General features: G+C 64.0%; 18 protein-coding genes. 9 read left to right on the forward strand and 9 right to left on the reverse strand.

What is annotated here, in order from left to right; translation table 11 throughout:
* Positions 1-148 precede the first annotated feature (148 nt).
* From RUH75_RS21490 to RUH75_RS21505, 4 genes are all read right to left on the reverse strand, one after another.
* Positions 149-964, reverse strand: a complete 816-nt coding sequence (locus tag RUH75_RS21490; protein WP_313809234.1) for a ferredoxin--NADP reductase — start codon at positions 962-964, stop codon at positions 149-151.
* 160 nt (positions 965-1,124) lie between these two features.
* Entirely contained in the window at positions 1,125-1,316 is a 192-nt protein-coding gene (locus RUH75_RS21495) for a hypothetical protein (protein WP_313809235.1), read from the reverse strand.
* A gap of 250 nt (positions 1,317-1,566) precedes the next feature.
* Positions 1,567-1,884: a hypothetical protein gene (locus tag RUH75_RS21500; protein ID WP_313809236.1), complete on the reverse strand. Its 318-nt coding sequence runs from the start codon at positions 1,882-1,884 to the stop codon at positions 1,567-1,569.
* A 130-nt stretch (positions 1,885-2,014) separates the two neighbouring features.
* Positions 2,015-3,610: a phosphoenolpyruvate carboxykinase gene (locus RUH75_RS21505; RefSeq protein ID WP_313809237.1), complete on the reverse strand. Its 1,596-nt coding sequence runs from the start codon at positions 3,608-3,610 to the stop codon at positions 2,015-2,017.
* 290 nt (positions 3,611-3,900) lie between these two features.
* Between RUH75_RS21505 and RUH75_RS21510 the strand changes: the two genes are divergently transcribed.
* The 9 genes from RUH75_RS21510 to RUH75_RS21550 all read left to right on the forward strand — a co-directional run bounded on the left by RUH75_RS21510 (position 3,901) and on the right by RUH75_RS21550 (position 11,763).
* Positions 3,901-4,608 (forward strand): response regulator transcription factor, encoded by a 708-nt coding sequence (locus RUH75_RS21510; protein ID WP_313809238.1) that lies wholly within the window; start codon positions 3,901-3,903, stop codon positions 4,606-4,608.
* Complete coding sequence (locus tag RUH75_RS21515; RefSeq protein ID WP_313809239.1) at positions 4,574-6,169, forward strand: sensor histidine kinase; 1,596 nt, start codon at positions 4,574-4,576, stop codon at positions 6,167-6,169. The genes RUH75_RS21510 and RUH75_RS21515 overlap by 35 nt, the downstream gene beginning before the upstream one ends.
* A 192-nt stretch (positions 6,170-6,361) precedes the next feature.
* Positions 6,362-6,811 carry an HPr kinase/phosphatase C-terminal domain-containing protein gene (locus RUH75_RS21520; protein WP_313809240.1) on the forward strand — a complete coding sequence of 150 codons (450 nt, stop codon included), beginning with the start codon at positions 6,362-6,364 and terminating at the stop codon, positions 6,809-6,811.
* Positions 6,808-7,767, forward strand: a complete 960-nt coding sequence (gene rapZ, locus RUH75_RS21525) for an RNase adapter RapZ (RefSeq protein WP_313809242.1) — start codon at positions 6,808-6,810, stop codon at positions 7,765-7,767. The genes RUH75_RS21520 and rapZ overlap by 4 nt, the downstream gene beginning before the upstream one ends.
* Before the next feature lie 5 nt (positions 7,768-7,772).
* Positions 7,773-8,177, forward strand: coding sequence for a PTS sugar transporter subunit IIA (locus tag RUH75_RS21530; protein WP_313809243.1), 405 nt, complete (start codon positions 7,773-7,775; stop codon positions 8,175-8,177).
* Positions 8,174-8,446: an HPr family phosphocarrier protein gene (locus tag RUH75_RS21535; RefSeq protein WP_313809244.1), complete on the forward strand. Its 273-nt coding sequence runs from the start codon at positions 8,174-8,176 to the stop codon at positions 8,444-8,446. Before RUH75_RS21530 ends, RUH75_RS21535 begins: the two co-directional genes overlap by 4 nt.
* A gap of 116 nt (positions 8,447-8,562) precedes the next feature.
* Positions 8,563-9,558 (forward strand): sensor domain-containing diguanylate cyclase, encoded by a 996-nt coding sequence (locus RUH75_RS21540; protein WP_313809245.1) that lies wholly within the window; start codon positions 8,563-8,565, stop codon positions 9,556-9,558.
* 78 nt (positions 9,559-9,636) lie between these two features.
* Positions 9,637-10,449, forward strand: a complete 813-nt coding sequence (locus RUH75_RS21545) for an RNA methyltransferase (protein WP_313809246.1) — start codon at positions 9,637-9,639, stop codon at positions 10,447-10,449.
* A gap of 3 nt (positions 10,450-10,452) precedes the next feature.
* Positions 10,453-11,763, forward strand: coding sequence for an MFS transporter (locus tag RUH75_RS21550; protein ID WP_313809247.1), 1,311 nt, complete (start codon positions 10,453-10,455; stop codon positions 11,761-11,763).
* Between the two features lie 85 nt (positions 11,764-11,848).
* Here the strand turns inward: RUH75_RS21550 and rplS are convergent, their stop codons facing one another.
* From rplS to rpsP, 5 genes are all read right to left on the reverse strand, one after another.
* Positions 11,849-12,217 (reverse strand): 50S ribosomal protein L19, encoded by a 369-nt coding sequence (gene rplS, locus RUH75_RS21555; protein ID WP_313809248.1) that lies wholly within the window; start codon positions 12,215-12,217, stop codon positions 11,849-11,851.
* Between the two features lie 10 nt (positions 12,218-12,227).
* Positions 12,228-12,959, reverse strand: a complete 732-nt coding sequence (trmD, locus tag RUH75_RS21560) for a tRNA (guanosine(37)-N1)-methyltransferase TrmD (RefSeq protein ID WP_313809249.1) — start codon at positions 12,957-12,959, stop codon at positions 12,228-12,230.
* Positions 12,956-13,228 carry a hypothetical protein gene (locus tag RUH75_RS21565; protein WP_313809250.1) on the reverse strand — a complete coding sequence of 91 codons (273 nt, stop codon included), beginning with the start codon at positions 13,226-13,228 and terminating at the stop codon, positions 12,956-12,958. Before RUH75_RS21565 ends, trmD begins: the two co-directional genes overlap by 4 nt.
* A 14-nt stretch (positions 13,229-13,242) precedes the next feature.
* Complete coding sequence (rimM, locus tag RUH75_RS21570) at positions 13,243-13,722, reverse strand: ribosome maturation factor RimM (protein WP_313809251.1); 480 nt, start codon at positions 13,720-13,722, stop codon at positions 13,243-13,245.
* Between the two features lie 5 nt (positions 13,723-13,727).
* Positions 13,728-14,168: 30S ribosomal protein S16 (gene rpsP / locus RUH75_RS21575; protein ID WP_313809252.1), on the reverse strand; the 441-nt coding region annotated here is incomplete at its 5' end.

Genomic DNA, 14,168 nt, shown 5'->3' on the forward strand with positions numbered 1-14,168 from the left:
ACGTACATCTGAAAGGCAGCGGGACCCCGGATCAAGTCCGGGGTGACGAGAGTGCGGATGTCGGAAAATGGCCAAAACCCGACCACTTCCAAAGCAAAGGGGCCGGCGTCGCCGCCAGCCCCTTCTGTCCCATCATTACGCCCGGCAATCAGCCGACAAAGGCCCGTTCGATGACATAGGCACCCGGCGCCGCATTGGAGCCCTCGGCAAAGCCCTGCTCCTCGAAATAGGCGCCGAACTGCTTGATCATCTCCATGCTGCCGCACATCATGATGCGGTCGGTTTCCGGATTGAACTTCTGGTCGCCCGCTATGCCCTCGAACAGCGCGCCCGTCTCCATCAGCCTGTCGATCCGCACATTGTTGCGGAACGGCTCGCGGGTGACAGTCGGGACATAGTGGAACTGCCTGATGGCCTGTTCGGACACCAGCGGGTCCTCCGCCAGCTTGCCCGACAGTTCGTCATGGAAAGCCAGATCGCTGACCCGGCGGACCGAATGAACGACGACCACTTCCTCATAAAATTCGTAGACGTCCGGATCGCGCGCCAGGCTGAGGAACGGCGCAAGGCCCGTGCCGGTCGACAGCATGAACAGCCGCTTGCCGGGCAGCAACGCATCCGTCACCAGCGTGCCCGTAGGCTTGCGGCCAAGATAGATCTGGTCGCCCGGCTGGATCAGTTGCAATCTGGAGGTCAGCGGGCCGTCCTGCACCTTGATCGACAGGAATTCCAGCTCCTCGTCCCAGGATGGGCTGGCGACCGAATAGGCGCGCAACAGCGGCTTGCCATTGTCGCCTTGCAGGCCGATCATGACAAACTCGCCCGAACGGAAGCGGAAGCTTGCCGGCCGCGTGATGCGGAAGCTGAACAGATGCTCGTTCCAGTGCCGTACCGACAGCACGGTTTCCACTGAGAGCGCGCCGGTCGGTTCCAACACCGGCTTTTCGATCGTCACGTCGTTCAAAACCTTTTCCCCTGCCAAATCCAGAGCGACCAACGCTCCATCAAGGGCGCCAGTTGCGTGGGCTTCGCAATAAGCTATGCAGCGCGAAATGCCCCCTGAGGCGTGCGAAGGCAAGGCGAAAAAAACTTGTCGGCGGACAAGCTGGCGATCACCTGCCCGATCAGGACCTGGGGCAAAGGCGCGGCATCGCCCGGCGCGCCGGGCAGGGAAGATCGCCCAGCCGCGGCGCTTGCAGCGCGCGATCGGCCCCATCCCGCAATCCATCACCGAACGGAAAATGGCCCTGCGCCAGCGCATTGCCGCTCAATATCGCCGCAATGGCGGCGCTGCCCCGCAGCATATTGCCCATCATGATGCCTTCCCTTGCTCTCGAGCGCCGACACGCCCGTCCCTGCGGCAAGGCCTAGGCAATCATCTGTCCAAAAACATACCCCATCATGGGTATATTTGGGGGAATGGGCCGAATTTAATCGCATCGTGTTCCTGCGAAGGCAGGAGAACCCAGTCCCGCCTTCACCTCGCCATGGCGACGTCTGAACTGGGCTCCTGCCTTCGCAGGAGCACGTTGCGCTCAATGGGCCACAACTGGCCAACCACAACCCTCAGCCGAAAAGACCCTTGGCCAGACCACCCAGCTCATTAAGCGGATTGCCATCGCCGTCCCGGTCGAACAGCCCGCCGATCCTGGACAAAATAGCCTCAGGCCCACCGAAATGAGCGAAAAGCTCCTGCAACTTGTCCGCCGAAACGCCATGCTCGGCCGCCGTGGTCGCCAGCGCGGCGACATCGGTTTCGCCTGAGGCGATCTTGCCGCCGATCTCGCTCATCAGCGCCTGCATCTGCTCGGGTTGCAGGCCGATCTTCGCGGCGACCGCCTCTAGCCCGCCCAGATTGCCCAGCAAATCATCAAACTTGGCCATGAGATATATCCTGCTGAAAATTTGATGCAGTTTAGCATTGCGCCATCCCCGCCGAAAGCAAAACCCGGCAGAAAGCAAAAGAGGCCAGAGGATCGCTCCCCCGGCCTCTTTTATCGGGATGGCGCCGGACTCAGGCCGCCGTCAGCGCCGCATCGCGCACCGATGCGTCGACATGGTCCACGAACTGGGCGAAATTATCGACGAACTGCTTCACCAGCTTGCCGGCGGTTTCGTCATATGCAGCCTTGTCATCCCAGGTCGCGCGCGGATCAAGCATGGTCGAATCCACCCCCGGCACCGCGACGGGCACCTGGAAGCCGAAATTCGGATCAATCCGGAATTCGGCATTGTTCAGGCTGCCGTCGAGCGCCGCGTTGAGCAGAGCACGCGTGACCTTGATCGGCATGCGCTTGCCCACGCCATATTTGCCGCCGGTCCAGCCGGTGTTGACCAGCCAGCAGGTGACGCCGCCCTTGTTGATCCGTTCCTTCAGCAGATTGCCGTAGACCGACGGATGGCGCGGCATGAAGGGCGCGCCGAAACAGGTCGAGAAGGTCGCCGAAGGCTCCGTCACGCCGATCTCGGTCCCCGCGACGCGCGCGGTATAGCCCGAGAGGAAGTGATACATGGCCTGATCCGGGGTCAGCCGCGCGATCGGCGGCAGTACCCCATAGGCGTCAGCGGTGAGGAAGATGATGTTCTTGGGCACGGGCCCCAGATTCTTTTCCGACGCGTTCGGGATGAAGTCGATCGGGTAGGAACCGCGGCTGTTTTCAGCCAGGCTGTTGTCGTCCAGGTCAATCGTGCGGGTTTCCTCGTCGATCACGACATTTTCCAGCACCGTGCCGAACCGTTTGGTGGTGGCGAAAATCTCCGGCTCGGCCTCGGCCGACAGGTTGATCATCTTGGCGTAGCAGCCGCCCTCGAAATTGAAGACGGCGGTGTCCGACCAGCCATGCTCATCGTCGCCGATCAGCGTACGGCTGGCGTCGGCCGACAAAGTGGTCTTGCCGGTGCCCGACAGGCCGAAGAAAACCGCCGTATCGCCGTTCGGGCCGATATTGGCGGAACAGTGCATCGGCATCACGCCATGCGTCGGCAGCAGGTAATTGAGGATGCCGAAGACCGACTTCTTCATCTCGCCGGCATAGCGGGTGCCGCCGATCAGGATCAGCTTCTCGGTGAAGTTGACCGCGATCACGGTTTCGCTGCGGGTGCCGTGACGGGCCGGATCGGCCTGGAAGGTCGGCAGGTCGATGATCGTATATTCCGGCGCGAAACCGGCCAGTTCGTCCGCACCCGGACGGACCAGCAACGTGCGGATGAAGAGATTATGCCAGGCCAGCTCGTTGATGACGCGCACCCTGACGCGATGCTCGGGCTGCGAACCGCCGTAGAGATCGGCGACGTAAAGCTTGTCCTTCTGCCCCAGCGCCGCGAAGAAATCAGCCTTCAGCGCCGCGAAATGCTCGGGCGTCATCGGGACGTTGGTCTTGCCCCACCAGACGGTATCCTGCGTTTCCGCATCCTGAACGATGAACTTGTCGCTGGCCGAGCGGCCGGTATGCTTGCCGGTCTTGACGACCAGCGGCCCGTCCTTGGCCAAAATACCTTCGCCATTGGCAAGCGCGGCTTCGACCAGCGGCGCGGTGCCCAGATTCCAATATTGATCAGCCTTGGTGGAAATGCCCTGCTGATCCAGGGTGAAAGAGGATTTGGCCTGCACGCCTTTGCTCCTGAATATCATTATGTCCGGCCGCCATATTATATGTCTACGGCCGGTCCGCCTCTCGACGCCGCGATCTTGTGCCGCATGGCGCCGTCTGTTGCAGACAAGGGCGGCATAAGCCTTTGCGGATGGTGCGTCAAACCCCGGAAAAGCCCGTAACCCGTGCATTTATCCTGAATTCCCACGCCTACACCGCATAACCCGGTGGTTGCACCTTCCTTGCGGGGGCGCCAAGCATCGTCTAACGCTGGCACATTTCCATTGCCGACGATTTTCCGGGACACAGCATGACCGCAACCATCGCTCTGGTGGACGATGACAAGAACATCCTGACCTCCGTCTCGATCGCGCTGCAGACCGAGGGTTTTCTGACGCGTCTCTATTCCGACCCGGAGGCCGCGCTGAAGGCGCTCGTCGAAAATCCGGCGGACCTCGCCGTCTTCGACATCAAGATGCCGCGCATGGACGGGCTGGAGCTGCTGCGGCGGCTGCGCGAGAAAAGCCATATGCCGGTCATCTTCCTGACCTCCAAGACCGATGAGCTGGACGAGGCCCTGGGCCTGGCCATGGGCGCCGACGATTATATCTCCAAGCCCTTTTCCCAACGCCTGCTGATCGCGCGCATCCGGGCGATCCTGCGCCGGGCGGAGGTGAGCAAGGTGGACGCCGCCCCCGACGAGCCGGTGGCCGAACCGATCGTGCGCGGACGGCTGGAGATGGACCCGGCGCGCCATCGGGTAAAATGGATGGGCCGCGACGTGACGCTGACGGTGACCGAATTCCTGATCCTGGAAACGCTCGCCCAGCGCCCCGGCGTGGTCAAGAATCGCAACCAGCTGATGGATGCCGCCTATCAGGATGACGTCTATGTCGACGACCGCACCATCGACAGCCACATCAAGCGCCTTCGCCGCAAGTTCCGCGAAGTCGACCATGAATTCAACGCAATCGACACTCTCTATGGCGCCGGCTACCGTTTCTCCGAAGAAGTCTGACGCGGGCGCGGGGTGGAACTGGTCCGGCCGGATCAGCCTGACCCCGCGCATCCTGGCGGTCAATGTGTTCGCGCTGGCGCTGCTGGCGGGCGGCTTCTTCTATCTCGACAGCTATCGCACGCGCATCGTCGACGATCGGCTGCAACAGTCGGCGCGGGAATTGCAGCTGCTGGCCATCGGTCTGGAAAATGCGCCTGCGGATCGGCAGAACGCCCTGATCGCGGCTTATGCGCGGCAGACGGAAGACCGGGTCCGCCGCTATGATGCGCAAGGCCGGCTGATCGCGGACAGTTTCACGATGAGTGCGCCGCGCTATCGCCTGCGCCTGCCCGCCGAGGAGGAATGGCAGCGGCATGTCGCCCGCTTCCTCGACAAGCTGATCGACCGTGTCGTGTCCGCCGACCGGCCACCCAATTTCGAGGAACCGGCGATCGACCGGGCGCAGGCCTGGCCCGAGCTGGTCCTTGCCCGCAGCAGCGGTCACACCCAGGCGGTGAACCGCTATGCGCCCGACCGCACTTTCATGATTTCGGCGGCCGTGAATGTGAAGGACGGCAGCAGCCTGCTCGCCACCGAAAATGCCCGCGACATCACCCGCACGGTTCGGGCCGAGCGCTTTCGTCTGGGCATGGTGCTGGCGGCGGCGGTGCTGGCGTCGGTGCTGCTCTCGCTCTTTCTGGCGCGCACCATCGTGCGGCCGCTCCAGCGCCTCGCCCGGGCGGCGGTACGGGTGCGCCTCGGCCGTGCGCGTGAAGTGACCGTGCCGCGCCTGCCAGATAGGCGGGACGAGATCGGCATGCTGGCCCGCGCGCTCTCCGACATGAGCCACGCGCTGCGCCAGCGGATCGACGCCACCGACGCCTTTGCCGCCGACGTCAGCCATGAGCTTAAAAATCCCATCGCCTCGCTCCGTTCCGCGCTGGACGCGCTCGACCGGGTGGACAAGCCGGAACTGCGTGCCCAGCTGATGGCGATCGCGCAGGACGATGTCCGCCGGCTCGACCGGCTGGTGACGGACATTGCCGAGGCGTCCCGCATCGACGCCCAGCTGTCGCGCACCCGCTTCGAACCGATCGACCTTGGCCTGCTGATCGAGAAGATGGTCGTCGCCCGCGAAGCGCGCGGCGTGCCCCGCGGCATTCGCCTCGCCTTCGCGCGCCCGCGCAAGAATGTCGCCGTGGTGCTGGGCGAGGAGCAGCGGATCATCCGCGTGCTCGACAATCTGATCGACAATGCGGTGTCCTTTTCGCCCGATGACGGGCTGGTCCAGATCGTCGCCACGGTCGCGCACAATGAAGTGCTGGTGAGCGTCGAAGACCAGGGGCCCGGCGTCCCCGAAGCCGAGCGCGAGCATGTCTTCCGCCGCTTCCACAGCGTCCGCCCGGAACATGAGACGTTCGGCAAGCATTCGGGCCTGGGCCTCGCCATCGCCCGTTCCATCGTGGAGGGGCATCAGGGCAAGATCAGCATCGCCGACCGTGAGGATGCGCAGAGCGGCGCCTGCTTCATCATGCGCCTGCCCATGGCAGTGGAGCGCGACCCCGGCATCGTGTCGGAATAGGCGTGGACGCTCGAAGATTTGGAAGGGTGGAGGGCGGACGGTCCGCTTGCCTGCGCAGGAGCACGTTGCGCTTGATGGCTAACTTGACCATGATCCGCCATCCCAACTGCACCATAATTGGAACCGCCTCTGTTAATTCGATTTCCACCCGCGCCAACACGAGCTAATATGACGTCAAAGCGATAAGGCGATATGGCGTCGACACCTTCCTCCGAAACCCTGCATGCGACCAGCGTGGCGATCAACGGCCAGGCCGTGCTGCTCTGCGGCCCCAGCGGCATGGGCAAATCCGATCTGGCGCTGCGCCTGATCGATCGCGGCGCCGTACTGGTGAGCGACGATTATACCCGCGTGCTGGAGATTGAAGGCCGGCTGTTTGCCCGCGCACCAGACCGGATCGTCGGCATGATGGAAGTGCGCGGTCTTGGCCTTATTGAAATGCCCCATGCCGACAACGCCCCAGTGGCGCTGGCCGTCGACCTCAGCGACACGGTCGAGCGCATGCCGCTGGAACCCGCCTTGCGCCCAATTGCGGGTGTCGATGTTCCCGTGGTGCGGCTCGCCCCATTCGAAGCCTCTGCGCCGATCAAGGTGGAACTGGCGGTCAGGAGCATGGGCCTGAAGAGCATGAGCCTGTCGTGAATTCCCAGACGCCGAAGACCATCCTGCTCGTTTCCGGCCTGTCGGGCGCTGGCAAGACCACCGTGCTCAAGACGCTGGAGGACATGGGCTGGGAAGTGGTCGACAATCTGCCGCTGGTGCTGCTCGACCGGCTGCTCGACACGCCGCTGCCCGAAGGACATGACGAGGGGATCGACCGTCCCCTGGCGCTCGGCATCGATGCGCGCACCCGCGGCTTCGATGCCGGCGCGATCGTCCAGCGGATCAAGGCCCTGCGATCCCGCCATGGCCATGATGTCGAAACGCTGTTCCTCGACTGTTCGGGCGTGGAACTTGAACGCCGCTTTGCCGAGACTCGGCGCCGCCACCCGCTGGCCACCGATCGCCCTGCCCGCCACGGCATCGCCCGCGAGCGCGAACTGACCGAACCGCTGCGCCGCTGGGCCGATCAGGTGATCGACACCAGCAGCCTGACCAGCAACGGGTTGCAGCAGGAAATCCGCAACCGCTTCGCGCGCGAGGGGCTGTCCGACCCGGTGCTGACCATCCTGTCCTTCGGCTTTTCGCGGGGGGTGCCGCTGAACGCCGACCTGATGTTCGACATGCGCTTCCTGCGCAATCCGCATTGGGAAGAGGATTTGCGGCCGAAGACCGGCCTCGATCCCGACGTGTCCGCCTATATCATGGAAGACCCCGTTTATGAGGAGTCAATCCAGCGGATCGAACAATTGCTGACCCTGCTGCTGCCGCGCTATGCGGAGGGTGGAAAAAGCTACATTACCGTTGCTTTCGGATGTACAGGCGGTCGCCACCGTTCGGTCCATGTGGCCGAGCGCGTCGCCAGAGACTTGCAAGACGCGGGTTTTTCGCCCACCGTCTCGCACCGAAATATGGAATCAGCGCCCCAGAACGCCCTGGAGAAGCGCAGACCGGGAGGCCCGAAAGCAAAATCCATGAAAAACAGGTGGGCCACATAAGCAAGATGATTGGACTGGTACTCGTCACCCATGGATCGCTGGCGACGGAATTTGTCGTCGCGATGGAGCATGTGGTCGGTCCGCAGCAGCAGATCGAAACCATCTGCATTGGCCCCGAGGATGACATGGAGATGCGCCGCACCGACATTGCGGACGCAGTCGTGCGCGTCAATGACGGGTCGGGCGTCATCCTGCTGACCGACCTGTTCGGCGGCACCCCGTCGAATCTTGCCATTTCGTTGCTGAAGGCCGGCGAGATCGAAGTGATCGCGGGCATCAACCTGCCCATGCTGATCCGCCTGGAAAGCGCGCGCAAGGTGATGGACGTGCGCCAGGCCGTCGGCGCCGCGCGGGAGGCGGGTCAGAAATATATCAGCGTTGCATCGGAACTGTTGGGCAGCACCACATGAGCGAAATCAGCCAGGAAGTCAGGATCAGCAACCGGCGCGGCCTGCATGCCCGCGCCAGCGCGAAGTTCGTGACTCTGGCCAGCGGCCTCCCCGCGCAGATCACCGTGCGCAAGGACGGCAGCGAGGTCACGGGCACTTCCATCATGGGCCTGATGATGCTCGGCGCAGCGATGGGGGACAGTATCACGATCAGCGCCATCGGTCCGGATGCGGCCGATTCGCTGGGCAAGCTGGTCACTCTGGTCGAAGACAAATTCGGCGAGGAATAGGGCAAGCCCCCTGCCAAGCCTTTGTTAAACATCGCCACGCCATTAATATAGGATAAGATTGAACGAGAGTCGCGGGGCGCGGAAGTAGCCGCGTCACCCATTGAGGTGCACTGGCAATGCTCGATCCTAAGCTGATGGACGAACCGGCGCGGATGGCCGCGCTCGAACGCTACGAAGTTCTCGACACGCCCGGCGAAGCCTCTTTCGACCGCATCACCGATCTGGTCCGCAGCATATTGGACGTGCCGATTTCCGCCGTCTCGCTGGTGGACGCGGATCGGCAATGGTTCAAATCGATCGCTGGCCTCGATGCCAGACAAACCGCCCGCGACATCGCCTTTTGCGCTCACACCATCAGCCAGCGCGGGCCGATGGTCGTCACCGATGCCAGGGAGGATGCGCGTTTTCGCGACAACCCGCTGGTGACCGGCGATCCTAATATCCGCAGCTATGCCGGCATCCCGCTGGAAACCCCCGACGGCTATAATATTGGCTCGCTCTGCGCGATCGACACCGTGCCGCGCCAGTTCAACCCCGGCCAGATCGCCATTCTCCAAAGCCTGGCGGCCCTGGTGGTCGAGCAGCTGGAGCTACGCCGCATTGCCGAGCGCGATCATCTGACCGGCGCGCTCACCCGGCGCGCCTTCCTGGGCGAGATGAACCGTGCCATCGCCCTGTTCGAACGGCATCAGCGTCCTGCCAGCCTGCTGCTTTTCGACATCGACCATTTCAAGCGCATCAACGACAGTCACGGCCATCCGGTCGGCGATCAGGTGATCCACGGCATCGCGCGGCTTTGCACGGGCTTGCGACGTCCCAGCGATTCACTTGGCCGGCTTGGCGGCGAGGAATTCGGCATATTGCTGCCCGAAACCTGCAGGGAGGATGCCGCCCGGGCCGCGCAACGCTTCTGCGAAGCCATTGCCGCGACAGAAATTTCGGGCGCGCCGCCCTTGCGCGCCACGGCAAGCTTTGGCGTGGCAGAGCTGCGCGCGGATTGGCCGACCAGCGAAAGCTGGCTGGCGGTGGCGGACATGGCGCTCTACGAAGCCAAGCGTTCCGGCCGCAACCGGATCGCCGTGGCGCGCCACGACGCCTCGCACGCGGCCTGAAGCTTCCCCTACCCTTTTACGCGATCCGCCTATAGAGAGGCCGTTTCGGCGACCTTCAAAAAGGCGAGAGACAGGATCGTGGCGCGAGAAATCACCGGATTTTCCAACCCGCTGGTGAAGCGCGTCCGCTCCCTGCGCGAGAAGAAGTTCCGCAAGGCCGAAGGGCTGTTCCTCGCGGAAGGCCTGCGCATCCTGACCGAAGCGCGCGAGGAAGGCGTGTTGCCCGAAATGCTGTTCCATGCCGGATCGAACCACCCCCTCGCCGCCGAGCTGATCGCGGCGATGGAGGCGGCGGGCGGCGATGTCATCGAAACCACGCCCGACATCCTCTCGAAAATCTCCGGCAAGGACAATGCGCAGGCGGTGGTCGGCGTCTATCGCGACCGGTTGACCCCGCTGGCGAAGCTCGACCGCAGCAAGGCGGATATCTGGATCGTCGCGCAGTCGCTGCGCGATCCCGGCAATCTGGGCACGATTCTGCGCACCGGCGATGCGGTCGGCGCGGGCGGCCTGATCCTGATCGACGATTGCGTCGACCCCTTTTCGGTCGAATCCGTGCGGGCGAGCATGGGGGCGCTCTTCACCCAGTCCATCACCCTGGCGCGCTGGGGCGAGTTCATGCACTGGCTGCGGGAGGGACCGGGCGAACTGATCGGCACCAGCCTGAAGGCGACCCATGACTATCAGGAGCCACGCTACCAAAGCCCCAGCTTCCTGCTGGTCGGCAATGAAGCGCAGGGCCTGCCCGAAAGCTATGAGGCCGAATGCGACCTGCTGGTGAAAATGCCGATGCTGGGCAAGGCCGACAGCCTGAATGCGGCCGTGGCCTGTGCGGTCATGGCCTATGAATTGCTGAACCAGAAACGGACCCAGGGACAAGCGGGGAAATAGACGATGGCGAGGGGCGAACAGGGGATGGAAGCAGTTGCCGGGAAAACGGGCGGGATCGGCGCGATGCTGCGCCACAAGCGGGTGCTGGCGGCGAGCCTGATCGGCACTGCGGTCGAATTTTACGACTTCTATATCTATGCGACCGCCGCAAGCCTTGTCTTCGGGCCCCTTTTCTTCCCCGCCTCCTCTCCCTCGGCCCAATTGCTGGCGGCCTATGGCAGCCTCGCCCTCGCCTTTTTTGCCCGGCCTTTGGGCGCAGCGGTGTTCGGCCATTATGGCGACCGCATCGGACGCAAGGCGACGCTGGTGACGTCGCTGATGCTGATGGGCGGCTCTACACTGGCCATCGGTTTCCTGCCGACCTATCAGAGCATTGGTTGGTGGGCGCCGCTGATCCTTTGCGTCCTGCGCTTCGGACAGGGCTTCGGCCTTGGCGGCGAATGGGGCGGCGCAGCGCTGCTGGCGGTGGAAAACGCCCCTCCGGGCTGGCGCGCGCGCTTCGGCATGTTCCCGCAATTGGGCGCGCCGGTCGGCTTCCTCGCCGCCAACGGGCTGTTCCTGTTACTGGGCATGTTCCTGACCGACAGGGACTTCTTCGCCTGGGGCTGGCGCCTGCCCTTTCTCGGCAGCGCGGTGTTGGTGTTGCTGGGCCTGTGGATTCGCCTGAAGCTCACCGAAACGCCGGAATTCGCCGCTGCCCGCGCGGAGGCTCCCCCGCCCGCCGTGCCGCTGGCCACGCTGTTCCAGAGCCATTTGGGCGCCGCGATCGCCGGCACTTTCGCCTGCGCCGCCTGCTTTGCGGTCTATTATATCGCGACCGCCTTTGCGCTGGGTTATGGCACGACCACGCTCAGGATCGACCGCGAAACTTTTCTCGCGATCCAGTTGGGCGCGATCCTGTTCATGGCGGTCAGCATCGTCATCGCCGGCTGGTGGTCGGACAGGAGCAGCCCGACCCGCGTTCTGGTCGCCGGCTGCATCGGCACCGTGCTGATGGGCCTCATCTTCGGTCCCGCCATGGGCACCGGGCAATTGCTGCCGATCTTCCTGATCCTCAGCCTCGCCCTGTTCCTGATGGGCTTCGTCTACGGGCCGCTGGGCGCCTATCTGCCGCATCTCTTCCCGGTGCAGCTGCGCTATACCGGCGCCTCCTTCGCCTTCAATCTGGGCGGGATCATCGGCGGCGCGCTCGCGCCGATCGTCGCGACCTGGCTGATCGGGATGCAGGGCGTGGCGCTGGTGGGGCTCTATATGTCGGCGGCGGCGGCGATCAGCCTGGGCGGGCTGTGGTTCACGAGCAGGCAGCCGCGATAGATTTATATGCCCAAAACGAAAGCAGGCGACGCTCCGGGGAACGCCGCCTGCCTGTCTTTCGCAAGCCGTCAGGCCGCGAGGATCATCAATCCTCGCTGCGCACGTCGCGACGCTCGGCGATGCGAGCGCGCTTGCCGGTGCGGCCGCGCAGATAGTAGAGCTTCGCACGACGCACGACGCCACGACGGACGACGGTGATCGAATCGATGTTCGGCGAATAGAGCGGGAAGACGCGCTCCACACCCTCACCGAAGCTGATCTTGCGCACGGTGAAGTTGCTGCCCATGCCCTTGTTCGAGCGGGCGATGCAGACGCCTTCATAGTTCTGGACGCGACTGCGCTCGCCTTCGACGACCTTCACGCCGACGCGCAGCGTGTCACCGGGGCGGAAATCAGGGATATCCTTGGCGAGGGCCGCGATGTTCTCGGCCTCGATCTGCTGGATCAAGTTCATAACTCAAGTCCTACTTTTCGCGTTGCGCACCAGAGGGCGACTGGTCCCGAACGCCGATATGACGTTCCCAAAGGTCCGGCCGCCTTAGCCGTGTATCCTCTTCCGCCCTTTGTTTCCGCCAGGCGGCGATTTTCGCATGATCCCCCGATCGCAACACCTCAGGGATCATACGCCCTTCCCATTCAACAGGTCGGGTATAGTGCGGATATTCGAGAAGGCCGCTTTCGAAGCTCTCTTCATCCCCACTGGAAGCGGCGCCCATTACACCGGGAAGCAGGCGGATGCAAGCATCCAGCAGCATCAGAGCGCCCATCTCTCCACCGGAGAGGATGATGTCGCCCATGCTGATTGGCTCGACCGGGCGAGCCTCGAAAATACGCTCGTCAAAACCCTCGAACCGGCCGCAGAGGATGGTGGCTCCGGGACCGGCGGCCAACTCGCGAATGCGGCGCTGGGTGATCGGCGCGCCACGCGGCGTCATGGCGATGACAGGCAGGTCCGGGCGCTTGTCCAGCGCATGATCGATGGCGAGGCCAAGGATATCCGCGCGCAGCACCATGCCCGCGCCACCGCCCGCAGGAGTATCATCGACCGTCCGATGCTTGTCGGTGGCGAAGTCGCGAATGTGGATGGGGTCGCACGCCCATCTGCCCTCGCTGAGCGCCCGCCCTGCCAGCGACACGCCCAGCGGCCCCGGAAACATCTCAGGATAGAGCGTCAATATCTGCGCCTGAAAGCTCACGCCTTGCGCGCCTTGAGCCACGCCCCCGCCATGCCGCCCAGCAGCGACACCGCGCCGCCGCCCATCAGCGCCATGCCGATCGCCCGCAACAGGTCGGCAAAGGGCCGCTCGGGGTCCATCAGGGCCGGCAGCAGGAACAGCATCGGAATGGGGATGACCAGGCCCACCGCCGCAGCGACCTTCAGACCGCGGGGCCAGGACATGGCGAACAGGCGCCATCCTGCGGCAACCATCAGTAGCAGATAGAGGGCGGCCAGAATCCTAGGCATCGGACGATCCGCTATCAGGCCGCGAAGGCGGCTTCGATGACGGCCCGCTCATCCGCTATCCTGACCGCGTGCATCGGCGCCATGAAGCGCTTCCCGTTGGGACGCTCCACCTCAATGATGTCACCGGCGCCGAAATTCTCGACCGCAACGACATGACCCAGCCCTTCGCCATCGCTGGAAAAGCAGGGCAGGTCGATCAGGTCGGCATGATAATATTCGCCTTCCCCCAAGGGAGGCAAAGCCGAGCGGGGAACGGTGAGTTCCGTGCCGCGCAGCGCTTCCGCCGCGGTGCGATCGCCAACCTCGGCGAAACGCGCGACCGCGCCATTGGGGCCGGGACGCACGGACTTCAGGGTCAGCCTGGCGCCCGTTGCATCGAAGCTGCCATAGGATTTGAGCGTTTCCACCCCTTCTCCGAACAGCTTCAGACGGACTTCGCCCGCCACTCCATGAGCGCCAATGATGACGGCGAGAGTGACGGGCTTGTCGGTCAAGTCGATCAGCCTTCAGCCGATTCTTCAGCCGGAGCGGCTGCTTCAGCGGGCGCTTCGGCCGGAGCGGCAGCGGCTTCGGCAGCAGCAGCCTTGGCGGCTTCGGCAGCTTCAGCGGCCTCGGCAGCCTTGGCGGCGCGGTCTTCGGCGCGATCCTTGGCCTTCTGACCCGGCTCAGCCTTTTTCGGGTTGCTGCGGGCAGCGCGTTCCTTCACGCCGGCGGCGTCGAGGAAGCGGGCGACGCGGTCGGTCGGCTGGGCGCCGGCGGCAACCCAGTGCTTCGCGCGCTCGACATCCAGAACGACGCGCTTTTCATCGCCCTTGGGCAGGACCGGGTTGTAGCTGCCGATACGCTCGATGAACTTGCCGTCACGCGGGGCGCGGCTGTCGGCCACGACGATGCGGTAATAGGGGCGCTTCTTGGAGCCGCCGCGCGACAGACGGATGGA

It is taken from the genome of Sphingobium sp., assembly GCF_032153725.1.
In the GTDB taxonomy this organism is placed as follows: Bacteria; Pseudomonadota; Alphaproteobacteria; order Sphingomonadales; family Sphingomonadaceae; genus Sphingobium.